We start from the raw sequence: 11,030 nt of genomic DNA, 5'->3' as shown, positions 1-11,030 counted from the left end.
ACTTTGGGTTATTACTATAAACATTAATTGATTAATGAATATATTATATACTAGGCAATAAAAAAAGAGAAGGGCTTAGCCCTTCTCTTATTTCGTCTTAACTGGTTCTTCGAACGTCATGCCGAGCGTGTCTACAGTTACTTTTTTCATCGAAATCGGTGTTTCCGGCTTATCGCCTGGGCCAACCTTCTGATTGGCAACCTCATCGACCGCCTCGATGCCTTCGGTTACTTTTCCGAAAGCTGCGTATTCATTATCGAGTGAAGGTGCATCAGCATGCATGATGAAAAATTGCGAGCCCCCAGAATCTGGATCATTCGTACGAGCCATGGAGATAACACCGCGAGTATGCTTCAACTTGTTCTCGAAACCATTGCTGTTAAATTCGCCTGGAATGCTGTATCCTGGACCGCCGGTGCCAGTACCTTCTGGATCTCCGCCTTGAATCATAAACCCTGGAATCACGCGGTGAAAAATAACGCCATCATAGAAGCTTTTATTAATAAGAGAAATAAAATTGTTTACGGTATTAGGTGCAACCTCTGGGTAAAGCTCAAGCTTAATGATTTTGTCATTGCTAAGTTCAATCGTTACAACAGGATGCTTGTCCGAGCCAAGAAGCTCAGGACCTTCCTCAGCAGGTGCTTCAGTAGGGGGAGTTGTGCTTGTGTTGCCACTGCCTGATCCTGTTTTCTCATTACTCCCGTTTGCGCCGCAGCCTGATGCTACAATGAGCAGAGTTAGTGCAAGAAGAAGCATGATCCCAAGACGTTTGTTCTTAAACAGCATTTCAATATCCTCCTTAAATTTGCGAATGCAAATGACCTTGAGACGATCAGGTTTGCGCAGCATTCACCTTTTATATCCAACTTGTATAATATCATATTGCGTGATTTAAATGCGAATCCATTGGAGTTATCATTGTGTTGAAAGTCTCTAATAAGCTTAAGGTCTTGCGCGACAAGCGCTGATTCGCTATAATCACATTAATTCAGTCGAAGGGATTGGGTCTTATGTACACATTCCAATTGAATCAGCTTCATCATTTCACCAAGCGTTAGCACCCCTGATCAACATTCAGGGTGGGCTAGCGCTTCTCGCGTTGGCCTCCCTGCAGCATACGATGCGCGCAGGACCAAGAGGTCCTGCGCGTTTTTTTTATTCCAATAACGTAGTGAGAGGAATGATCGTGATGCAAACTGTAAAGGGAACCTATGATTATTACGGCAGGGAGCAAGCGCTTAGAAGAAAGATTCAGGAGACTCTGCGGGAAAAGTTTGAGCTATATGACTTTGATGAGATGGTGTCTACCGAGCTGACTGATCTTGCTTTCTTGACATCCAAATATGCAGGCGGCGATGAGATTGTTAAGGAAATGTACCAGCTTACAGATCAGCGAAAACGACGATTAGGCTTGCGCTATGATTTGACGATCCCTTTTGCCAAGGTGATGGCATTAAATCCGAGTATTGAATTGCCTTTCAAGCGATATGAAATGGGGAAGGTGTTCCGTGACGGTCCCGTTAAACGCGGGCGGCTGCGAGAATTTTTGCAATGTGATGTGGATGTTGTTGGGGTGAAGGGGCCGGAAGCTGAGGTGGAATTGATGCAGCTGGCTGTCGATGTGTTTCGCACCCTGGAGCTCGATATCCAATTAAAATGGAATAATAGGCGGTTTCTTGGCGAAATGCTTGCAGCAATTGGCGTCAAGGGGGCGGATTCGTTGTCGGTTATGCTGACTTTGGATAAGCTCGCAAAAATCGGAATAGACAGTGTGAAGGCGGAGCTTGCTGAGAAGGGTTTGGCTGGCGGGGTCATTGCTGCGATTTTAGAGTTGATTGAGCTGGAGGAGCCTACACTAGAGACGTTGATAGATAAATATGACCTGCAATATAGTGATGGGGCGCAGGAAGTAATCGAGGTTCGTGATATTTTGCGCAAGCTTGGATTAGAGTCTGTTTGTGTGTTTGACCCTTTTCTCTCACGCGGGTTATCTTTCTACACAGGTACGGTTTATGAAATATTTGATGCTTCGAACGGCTTCGCATCGAGCCTTGGCGGCGGCGGTCGGTATGATGCCATTATTGGACAGCTTATAGGCAGGGATGATGCTGAGTACGCAGCGGTCGGCTTGTCGTTTGGAATGGAGTCAATTATGGCTTTGCTTGAAGAACGTTACGCAGCTGCAGCGAAGGCTTCGGTTAACGTAGTGCTCATTCCCGTAAGCGTAACGGCGGCAGAACTGCTGCAAACCGCAGCGGATTTGCGTGCGAGCGGCATTCGAGTGAAGCTCGATTCTAGCGGACGAAAGCTGAAAAATATACTTGCTTCGGTAGCGAACAGCGGTATACGTTACGCTCTTCTGGTGGGAGAGGCGGAATGGAAGGCAGGCTTAGTACGCTTGAAGGATATGGAGAAGCGGGTCGAAAGGGAAATGAGCGTCGATGAAGCTATTTATATTTTAGAAAAGGTAAGTGGATAAGGATCAATAAGTTAAAAAAGTTTTATATTGGAGCAGCCAAGTTGTACTCGTCTTCTTTAACTTGGCTGCCCGTCATGAGACATTACGAGAGCTAGAGGATTAGTCGTTATAGGAAAGGGAATAGGATGCTGATCAACTTGCGTCGTTTGGTGCGATCCTTTGCTGGGAGCGATGCGGCGGCGATATGCTGCTCGGGGTATTGCAGTGCGTCCATGCTTGCGGTTAGCTGAGTCAGAACGAGCCTAAGCTCGTCGAGCTCCTGCCGGTGGCTCAGCAGCTGGTAAGTGACGACTTCATCCGCTTTCTGGGATAGGGAAGCTTCCAAACGGCTCAGTCGATGGAGCAGTTCCTCGCGATCCTCGTATACAGGTGCGGATGCCTGTAGATCTTGCGGAACGGGAGAAAGGTTAATGTCTTGCAGGCTGCCCCCTTCCTCCAATTCTTGCTTAATCAGCTGCAGGTTGTGAAGAGCCGTCTCATCAAAGGTATAGTGACCGAGCGTATCCTTGCCGAAAGAAGAGGGGAACTGGGATATCCAACGTCTGACTGTTGTTTCACTGACAGCAAGAAGCTGAGCGGCTTCTTTGGTTTTTAACAACGCCATTGTCATCACCTCGCTTATTAATTACTAGAGTTATTCGTGCCGAAAACATGCTCTCCTGCACGGCTGACAAAGGTAGTGGTTAATCGCTAAAAGAAGTGATCATCCGATTGTTTTTTCATGCTCGCAGCAGTAACGCGAATATTGCGGCAATTAAAAAAGAAGCTTTCTTATCCACGCTCTGAGTGGGGAAGAAGGCTTCTTTATTTGCGGGATATATTAACTGAAGCGCTTAAGACCTAAACAGAACTTTACAGCAGCTTCTGTACATATCGTTCGATTTTCTCAGGCGTATCCTTTGATCCGAAGCGCTTTAATACCTTGCCGTTCTGGTCGACAAGAAATTTGGTGAAATTCCATTTGATCGACCTTGTGCCGAGGAAGCCGCGCGCTTCATTCGTCAAGTGCTGGAATAAAGGGTGCGCAGTGCTGCCGTTTACATCCACTTTGGAGAATAAAGGGAACGATACTCCGAAATTGATTTCGCACGCTTCTGCAACCTTGCTGTCGTCGCTAAGCTCTTGATTGGCGAATTGCGATGAGGGGAAGCCTAGTACAGAAAAGCCTTGTTTATTGTAGGTGTCATGAAGTTTTTGAAGACCTTTGAATTGCGGGGCGAAGCCGCATTTGGTAGCTGTATTCACGATGAGCATGACCTTGCCTTTATAAGGGGCTAGAGTCTGATTTTCGCCTCTAATGGTCTTTACTTCAATATTGTATAAGGACATAGGAACAACCTCCATCAACCGATTTTATATTTTTTATAATTTAATTGTACTCAATCTATATAGAGGTGTCAAATGAAATAAATAGAGGTGAGTTAGCTTGTGCCCAGAGGCTGTTTTTATTGGTCTGTAAATGAATAAGAGGCCGCCCCTATTTGCTAGGGACAGCCTCTGGCTTGCTTTTAATAAAGAACTTTATATGCACCCGACTGAAGTAGCAGGGCTCCTGCTGCGGCTTCGTTATCAGTGTCAGCCACTAGCAAGTAGTAGCCTTGATCGATAGCTTCTTTGCACGGTTCGATGAATTTGTCTTCTATGCCAATATCATGGAGCACGTCTTTAGTATCAGGCTCATTATCGAGCTTCACGGCGCCTGCGGCTATGCCGGTAGGGCCGCCGTTTAGGCCAGTGCTTCCAGAGGTATAACCTGAACCTGCTGCAAATGGAGCGGCGCTAAGCGGAGTGATTGTTCCGGATTGGTTCACCTCTTGCGCTTCTCGAATTTCATAAACTTCCTCAATAGGGATGCTTGAATCGGAAACAAGAAGCGGAGCCGATTCCTTGTTCTTCAGAACAATTCTAAGATTATGTCTATTTGTTCTCGCTGCTTGAAACCGTTTGATCGCTTCCAAGACACCTTCTTCTTTGTCAAATACTCCAATGGCTGTCGTCATAGGGGAGTTCTCCTCTCGTATCTAAGCTAGAATGAGGTTACATCTACTTATACCCTGCATTCCTTGCTTTGAATCGAGAGGCTGGATTAGCGAGCTGCAAGTGCTGAAGCTTCGCTAATTTCGTTAATTTCATCTATTGTTAGCTTAAAACGCATAGCTTTCACGTTTTGCTCGGCGTGGTGAATTTTTGATGCTCCGGGAATCGCGAATACAGTATCTCCATGAGCGTGGATGAGCCAATTTAACGCGATTTGTGTTGCGGTAGCCTCATAACGAGCAGCTACCTGCTCAAGCGAATCAATAAGCGGCTTAGAGCGTTTTAGGCCGTTTGTTTGAAAAGCGGAGCTCCATTTGCGCGGGCCGCTAATTGCTTTGATCAAAGAAGGATCATGATGAAACTTCCCGCTTAATATACCCTGTTCAAGTGGAGAATAAGCAATGATTGCACAACCAAGTTCTTGCGCCGTCTGGAGAATGCCATTTTTCTCGATGCGGCGGTCAAGTAGGCTGTATTTTACTTGATTGGAGGCGAGCTGCAAGCCATGCTCTCGCAGAACGCGATCGGCCTCGCGCATTTGTTTAGCGGAGAAATTGCTTACACCTATATTTTTGATTTTTCCGGCAGCGGCCAGCTTCGCCATTTCCTTCATCTCACTGCTCACTGAAGAGAAGGAGAAGGGCTGATGGACTTGATAAAGGTCGATTGTACGCCCCTCAAGCTGTTTAATTCTCACATCAATTGTACGGCCAATGTTGCTGGCGGTACGCATTGCCGGCCACCACTTGGTCGCAATATAGACCTTATCCTCTGCTGGCAGGGCTTCGCGCAAAGCGCTGGCGAGCAGCTGCTCGGATTGGCCGTTTCCGTAAATTTCAGCGGTGTCAAACCAGTTAATGCCGCCTTCGTAGCTTGTTTTTACGATATCATTAATGATTTCGCCCTTCAGAGCGGGCCAAAACTTTCCGACGAGCCCTTTGCCATTACTGAATTGCCAGCAGCCAAGGCCAAGCGGAGATAACTGCAAACTCGTTTGGCCAAATGGCCTAACCGTAGATGATGTCATAGCTTGCTCCCTTCAGAACTTCAGAATAAGTAATGGGCAGCTGTCTTTTTCCGTTATGCTCTAGCTGATCCTTGCTGTATTCGGTCTAGGAACTGATGCATTTGTTCCAGCAATGCAGCACCTTCTTCAGGTGTGCCGTCAAGCTTGCGTGCGAGCTGATGAGGAATATCGACGGCTTGTTCCTTTAATGCTCGGCCTTGCGCTGTGAGTTCCACCAATACGCTGCGTTCATCGTTGCGGTCACGCGTACGCGTAATATGTCCTGCAGCTTCCAGCTTCTTAAGAAGCGGGGTCAACGTGCCTGAGTCGAGATAAAGCTTATTGCCAAGCGCGGTTACCGTAACATGGTCCTGCTCCCATAGGGCGAGCATTGTAACGTATTGCGTGTAGGTAAGGTCGATCTTCTCGAGCATTGGGCGATAAAGCTTAGTGATCTCGCGAGAGCAGGCATAAAAAGCGAAGCATATTTGATTGTCCAGTTTTAAAATTTCGTTGCTGTCCATGTTGTTGTCCTCCGTGGGAAGGTGAATTTGTTTGTTTAAAAGGCAATGAGCTAATGTTCTAAGTTTAACAAAATTAAATTGTGATAAATATAATATAGAGGAATGGACAATACACTGTCAATGCGCACAGCGACTCCTTATATTGTAGAGGGAGGACGAAGTGTGCTATAGTTACAGCGTTTATTTAATGGAGGAGTGAGAGCGATGTCTTATACTGCTAATGAGGTTGCAGAATGGATGCTGAACGAATTGAAGGAAAAAGGGATTTTGCATCAAAGCGCCGCAGTTGAGCATATAAAAAGCCATTTTGGCGAATCGTTTATATATGTGAATGAGCACGGCAACGCTTCAATCGACAAAGAAGTGAAAAAAATGTTCCGTAAGCTTCATAAGGGAAAGGCCGCTTGGGAGAGAGACGGTTTCTTCTGGGGCTGGAGCTAAACCGCATATTATTGTAGTGGGAAGCTGGGCGTTAAAGCCATAACGTCCATTTCTCATGAACAACTTGACAAAGGTAACTGTAATCATTAAACTTACAGTATGGAAGTCACCAATAGGACGTAGCTTAATCATAAAAGAAGCGTCTACTTTTTTAAAGCAAGTGTACCAAAAAAAGTTACAGTTAACGGGGTATTCTTACTATTAGGGATAGGTGGTGTTTGGAGATGAAATTCAACATAAGCGATTGGGTACAAGGTAAAACAAAAGATGGCGAGCTCATTCATGGTTTTGTCGAAACCATCGATATTTTGCAAGGATTTGTAACCGTGAGCGTTGTAAAGTCGGATAACGTAGAGGTTATAGGGAAAACTGTAGCCGTTCGTTCATCATGGCTCAAAAACGTATCCGAAATTACTATAAATGATGCGCAGGTTTTTCAAAATGCAATTGACTTAGCTTTAGATACATGGGACGAGGCTTGGTTTATGGAGCTGACCAATACGAAGAAAGCTAGCGAAGAAGCAGCTGAGGCTGGAGAGCGTTCGAAGGTATATTCATTTCCAGTCAATCGACTTGGTCAATCTGCTTAATCGAGCAGGTTTGCCTCCTATCACATCATAGCACCAACGAAAAAAAAGGATGATGCCATGCGTGCCGCTGGTGTCATCCTTTTTTTGTATACCCGTGAAGCGGCATATAGCCATTTTGCCGCTGGGAGCATTACTTAAGCTGTAGTCCGATTCCAAGCGCTTGCGCTCGCTGGATGAAATAATCGGCTATCGCCATATCAAACACGGCCATACCCATCGGACAAAATAATATAGGCTCCGAATCGGAGATGCTGGCAAGCGCTTCGCGGCATATCACATCGGTTAGGGAGCTGGTTTGTGCTTCAGTTAAGCCGCACTCAAGATGGAGCAGCTCAATGTCAGTATTTTCGCGGCAAACCTCTACCCAATCGTCGACGATAATCGCGTTAATGCCGCTTATAGCTGCTGTTGTATAATCCCGTAAAGAAACATCGAGCAGAAGAGTGCCTTCAGCGGGAGGAGTATCGATATAACGCTGAGAGCTTACTGTGCAATTAATAATGAGATTGCACTCGTTATATAACTGCTGCCAGCTGCTGGCGAGACGCGTACAGTGGCGCAGTGCAGCGTCCACAGCAGCGAGGTCAGGGTTATCCAGCTCGCATCCGCGTATATCATACACCTGTATATCCTCTAAATGCTCTCCGAATAGGCGGCAGCACATATCATAATGAAGCCGGCCTACAGGTCCGAAGCCGATGATTCCAATCTTTAAGCTTTTTGATGCGGTGCGTGTTTTTAGATAATGGCGGATGAATAAACCGCTGACTGCAGCTGTCCGGGCAGCACTCGGCAGCGAGGTGCCCAGCATGGCGTAAGGAATGCCTGTTTCTGCGTTGTTGAGCAGTGTGACGCTGTGTGCCCTTGGCAAACCGGCGTCGATATTGCCTGGGAAGCTGGCGATCCACTTCATACCGGCAGTCTTTACCGACCCGCCGATGTAAGCAGGCATAGCTATGATGCGATTAGCTGGATTGCGATAACGCAGGTAGGGCTTTATCGGCTGTGCATAATCGCCTGAATCGATAATTTGCACCGCAACCTCTATGCTGTCAACAAGCTCTTCCCAGTGCAATCCGATAGTGCGAATATGTTCATCGCCGAGATATAGCACGGTCATGTTCCTCTCGTTTTTGGATTAGGGAGTGTGCTAAATTTCAGAGCGGATTCAGCCGAATTGCTGCTTTACCCACTCATCGTTGAATACGGTATCCATGTATCGCTCTCCGCGATCATGTATAATAACGACGCATATGGCATCATCGGGCAGCTCGTGCTCGATCGATTTTAAGGCATGGATAATCGCGCCAGAGGAAGGTCCTGCCAAAATCGATTCCTGCGCAACGAGCAGTCTGCAGCCATCGACCATATCTTTATCGGCTACCTTTATAGATTGATCCATAAACCTCGTCTGGGCAAAGGGCGGTATGATACCTGTTCCAAGTCCCGGGAAGCGGCGGTTGCCGTTCAAACCTCCGAAAATAACGCTGCCTGCCGCATCGACAGCTACCACTTTCGTGGATAGCTTATGCTCGCGCACATATTGCGAGCAGCCTAACATGGTGCCGCAGGTGCTGACGCCGCCGACAATAAAATCGACATGGCCCAGCTCTTCAACAATTTCGTGCATCGTACCCTCATAGTGAGACAAATAGTTGTTTTTATTCGCATATTGATTCGGCCAGAAGCTATTGGGAATGCGCTCTAATAATTGCTGTACTCGATTTAACCTTGCGGGCAGAAACTCACCTGTCACAATATCAGGCTCTTCAACCAGTTCGATCTCTGCGCCATAAGCACGCATGATGCGGATATTTTGCTGCGCCGCCTTCGGATCAATGACGCTTACGAATTTCATGCCGAGGTAGGAGCTGATGGCAGCGAGACTAATCGCCATATTCCCTGAGCTGGACTCAATGATGACGGAGCCGGGCCCGATCAAGCCTTCATCCCATGCTTTATTAATAATACGGGCGGCGGATCGGTCTTTGGCGCTGCCTCCTGGGTTTAGCAATTCAAGCTTTGCGAATACTTTAATGCCGCGATCGTTCGCAAACAGCTTCGAGAGCTGAACGAGCGGCGTATTCCCGATGATGGACAACAAATTTCTCTCCAAAGGCTAACACCCCTTAAAAATAAATTTTTTTGGATTTCACCGTCCCGCGTTCAAGTTGTTCATTTTCCGCTGCGCGTGTTACCGAAATGCCCTCAAGCATGCGATTTTGAATCATTTGTCCAATGTCCCCAATTTTATGCTCGATAGCATGCTTAATATGGACAAGCATTTCATCTTTCAGCGATTTGCTTTGAATATGAACAAGCAGCTTATTCTCACGGAGTCTTACTCGAAGCTGTGCGTCATGGATGTATTGGTGTACGACACTTTCGATATCGTATAGGCTGATTTTTTCCCCATGCTTCAGATCCGTGCCGATTCGCTTGGAGATACAGCTGAAGCATTGCCGCTGCTTGCCGTCTATGCAGATGGTTTGAAAATCACGCACGACGTCGTAGGTGACGTACCTCATAGCTGGGAACAATGAACGTACAAAAGAGGTTAATGCGAGAACGRCTTCGTTCTCTTTCAGCGGTTCAAAGCTGTCGTCGATTTGCTCTGCCGGTATTGCCTCGGCATAAATGTCATCAGCGATGACATATAGCCCAAGCTCATGTGAATAGGAGGCGATTGCTCCAACTTCAATCGAGCCATACGTGTCTAAAATATGCTGCGGCTCGATTCCAAACCGTTCGGCCATGTTGTGCTGCCACTGGAGCGGGGCGATTTCGCCGACCACTATTATTTTTTTGATGCCAAACTGCTTCGGTTCCTTCGCGTGAGAGACGATAGCATCCAAAATCGACGGCATCGTATAAAGAAGCTCTGGTCGATAGGATTCCAGCCTCGCAATATGCTCTTCAATCGGGAGTGAGAACGACAGGGAATCCGCCTCCAAGCCAAGCCGCTCAAAGATGGTCAGCGCTGTGTTTGCTGCATGCCCTGTACCCATGTCGGCTAATGCTCTGCGAATAGGGACGGGAGGCTCAGCGGCAGTACTGGCTGCACTGGCGCTGGTGGTCAGCCAATCCTGAAAGCAGGCTGTTTTTGCATCGATATAACTCTCGTCATCTTCCTTTGAATAATAAATCGCTTTGCGAACGCCTGATGAAGTGCCTGAGGTTTTGTAAACGGACAAACCTTCCTCTTCTCGAGCTCTCCCCGTAAAATAATGCTGCTCCAAAATGTCCGACGTGATGAGCGGAAGATCAGACAACTGGCAAACTTGCGGATCTATTCCATCCTGTTGAAGAAGGGTGTTGTACCAGGGGTGATGCTGGACGATTCGCTTGATATGCGGATGAAGCAAAGCTAGTGGTGACATTTGGTGTTGAGCCTCCTGTAGGACAAATATCTCGAATGAATGCGTTAATTAAGCATATGTCGTTTGCGCCTCTAGGTTCTGATTATGGGGACAAACGCCTACATCCATTTCGTTCAAGCTTCGTATGCTAATAAGAGTGAATCATGAGGCAGTAGTATATTGTGAGAGAGAGGGTGGCTGCTATATCGTTTATGAAAAAACATCGTCGTACGGTTGCGGATAAGTGGGCCAAATCGGAAGTGATGAGACGTGACTCGGTGTTAAAGAATCATTTGCCGGAAGCGGAGATGATGACAAGGAAGAGCCTGCTTAAAATGTTAAAACAGTGGGGGATGGTGTATGTAAAGCCGATCAGAGGTGGACAGGGGAGAGGTGTGATGAGGGTAGAGCTTGACGAGGAGGGCTTTCGGCCCTATTCGTACCAGCTTGGAGAAAAAAGGTTGGCTTTTTTCACCTATAAAGCGGCTTATCGGTCTATTTTGAGAGATTCGAAAAGGAAGGCTTACCTAGTGCAAAAAGGGATTCGCTTGCTGAGGCATAAGGGGCGTCCATTTGATATAAGGCTCGTGG

Annotated in this window: 13 protein-coding genes; 4 read left to right on the top strand and 9 right to left on the bottom strand. The window is 46.9% G+C overall.

What is annotated here, in order from left to right; genetic code table 11:
- Positions 1 to 87: 87 nt before the first annotated feature.
- Complete coding sequence (locus AC1DSE_RS21355) at positions 88 to 789, bottom strand: peptidylprolyl isomerase (protein ID WP_477510770.1); 702 nt, start codon at positions 787 to 789, stop codon at positions 88 to 90.
- Positions 790 to 1,192: 403 nt separating this feature from the next.
- On the opposite strand from AC1DSE_RS21355, the gene hisS reads away from it, so the two are divergent.
- Entirely contained in the window at positions 1,193 to 2,482 is a 1,290-nt protein-coding gene (gene hisS / locus AC1DSE_RS21350; RefSeq protein ID WP_477510789.1) for a histidine--tRNA ligase, read from the top strand.
- 106 nt (positions 2,483 to 2,588) lie between these two features.
- Here hisS and AC1DSE_RS21345 read toward each other — a convergent pair whose 3' ends face one another.
- From AC1DSE_RS21345 to AC1DSE_RS21325, 5 genes are all read right to left on the bottom strand, one after another.
- Entirely contained in the window at positions 2,589 to 3,086 is a 498-nt protein-coding gene (locus AC1DSE_RS21345) for a MerR family transcriptional regulator (protein ID WP_477510771.1), read from the bottom strand.
- 248 nt (positions 3,087 to 3,334) lie between these two features.
- Positions 3,335 to 3,811, bottom strand: coding sequence for a glutathione peroxidase (locus AC1DSE_RS21340; RefSeq protein WP_339206340.1), 477 nt, complete (start codon positions 3,809 to 3,811; stop codon positions 3,335 to 3,337).
- 179 nt (positions 3,812 to 3,990) lie between these two features.
- Entirely contained in the window at positions 3,991 to 4,482 is a 492-nt protein-coding gene (locus tag AC1DSE_RS21335; RefSeq protein WP_477510772.1) for a hypothetical protein, read from the bottom strand.
- An 86-nt stretch (positions 4,483 to 4,568) separates the two neighbouring features.
- Complete coding sequence (locus AC1DSE_RS21330; protein ID WP_441877687.1) at positions 4,569 to 5,546, bottom strand: aldo/keto reductase; 978 nt, start codon at positions 5,544 to 5,546, stop codon at positions 4,569 to 4,571.
- Between the two features lie 53 nt (positions 5,547 to 5,599).
- Positions 5,600 to 6,049, bottom strand: a complete 450-nt coding sequence (locus AC1DSE_RS21325) for a MarR family winged helix-turn-helix transcriptional regulator (RefSeq protein WP_477510773.1) — start codon at positions 6,047 to 6,049, stop codon at positions 5,600 to 5,602.
- A 204-nt stretch (positions 6,050 to 6,253) separates the two neighbouring features.
- Here AC1DSE_RS21325 and AC1DSE_RS21320 point away from each other — a divergent pair, with 204 nt between their 5' ends.
- Positions 6,254 to 6,490, top strand: coding sequence for a DUF6953 family protein (locus AC1DSE_RS21320; RefSeq protein ID WP_441877689.1), 237 nt, complete (start codon positions 6,254 to 6,256; stop codon positions 6,488 to 6,490).
- Between the two features lie 224 nt (positions 6,491 to 6,714).
- Positions 6,715 to 7,080, top strand: a complete 366-nt coding sequence (locus tag AC1DSE_RS21315; RefSeq protein WP_477510774.1) for a hypothetical protein — start codon at positions 6,715 to 6,717, stop codon at positions 7,078 to 7,080.
- A 130-nt stretch (positions 7,081 to 7,210) separates the two neighbouring features.
- Here AC1DSE_RS21315 and AC1DSE_RS21310 read toward each other — a convergent pair whose 3' ends face one another.
- Genes AC1DSE_RS21310 through AC1DSE_RS21300 form a run of 3 tightly spaced genes read right to left on the bottom strand, consistent with a single transcriptional unit; the run spans position 7,211 to position 10,460 of the window.
- A complete protein-coding gene (locus AC1DSE_RS21310; RefSeq protein ID WP_477510775.1) occupies positions 7,211 to 8,200 on the bottom strand; it encodes a 2,3-diaminopropionate biosynthesis protein SbnB in 990 nt (329 codons plus the stop codon).
- 48 nt (positions 8,201 to 8,248) lie between these two features.
- Positions 8,249 to 9,196 carry a 2,3-diaminopropionate biosynthesis protein SbnA gene (gene sbnA, locus AC1DSE_RS21305; RefSeq protein WP_477510776.1) on the bottom strand — a complete coding sequence of 316 codons (948 nt, stop codon included), beginning with the start codon at positions 9,194 to 9,196 and terminating at the stop codon, positions 8,249 to 8,251.
- 13 nt (positions 9,197 to 9,209) lie between these two features.
- Positions 9,210 to 10,460: a phenylacetate--CoA ligase family protein gene (locus AC1DSE_RS21300; protein WP_477528156.1), complete on the bottom strand. Its 1,251-nt coding sequence runs from the start codon at positions 10,458 to 10,460 to the stop codon at positions 9,210 to 9,212.
- Positions 10,461 to 10,651: 191 nt separating this feature from the next.
- Between AC1DSE_RS21300 and AC1DSE_RS21295 the strand changes: the two genes are divergently transcribed.
- Positions 10,652 to 11,030 (top strand): YheC/YheD family protein (locus AC1DSE_RS21295; RefSeq protein WP_477528155.1); only part of this gene is annotated, 379 nt, incomplete at its 3' end.

This window comes from Paenibacillus sp. 01L418 (genome assembly GCF_056400045.1).
This window is presented reverse-complemented; position numbering and strand designations above follow the sequence as displayed.

What these genes read in the sequence shown, in the direction of transcription:
- AC1DSE_RS21355 (WP_477510770.1), bottom strand. Translation starts at nt 789, where the DNA reads ATGCTGTTTAAGAACAAACGTCTTGGGATCATGCTTCTTCTTGCACTA.
- hisS (WP_477510789.1), top strand. Translation starts at nt 1,193, where the DNA reads ATGCAAACTGTAAAGGGAACCTATGATTATTACGGCAGGGAGCAAGCG.
- AC1DSE_RS21345 (WP_477510771.1), bottom strand. Translation starts at nt 3,086, where the DNA reads ATGGCGTTGTTAAAAACCAAAGAAGCCGCTCAGCTTCTTGCTGTCAGT.
- AC1DSE_RS21340 (WP_339206340.1), bottom strand. Translation starts at nt 3,811, where the DNA reads ATGTCCTTATACAATATTGAAGTAAAGACCATTAGAGGCGAAAATCAG.
- AC1DSE_RS21335 (WP_477510772.1), bottom strand. Translation starts at nt 4,482, where the DNA reads ATGACGACAGCCATTGGAGTATTTGACAAAGAAGAAGGTGTCTTGGAA.
- AC1DSE_RS21330 (WP_441877687.1), bottom strand. Translation starts at nt 5,546, where the DNA reads ATGACATCATCTACGGTTAGGCCATTTGGCCAAACGAGTTTGCAGTTA.
- AC1DSE_RS21325 (WP_477510773.1), bottom strand. Translation starts at nt 6,049, where the DNA reads ATGGACAGCAACGAAATTTTAAAACTGGACAATCAAATATGCTTCGCT.
- AC1DSE_RS21320 (WP_441877689.1), top strand. Translation starts at nt 6,254, where the DNA reads ATGTCTTATACTGCTAATGAGGTTGCAGAATGGATGCTGAACGAATTG.
- AC1DSE_RS21315 (WP_477510774.1), top strand. Translation starts at nt 6,715, where the DNA reads ATGAAATTCAACATAAGCGATTGGGTACAAGGTAAAACAAAAGATGGC.
- AC1DSE_RS21310 (WP_477510775.1), bottom strand. Translation starts at nt 8,200, where the DNA reads ATGACCGTGCTATATCTCGGCGATGAACATATTCGCACTATCGGATTG.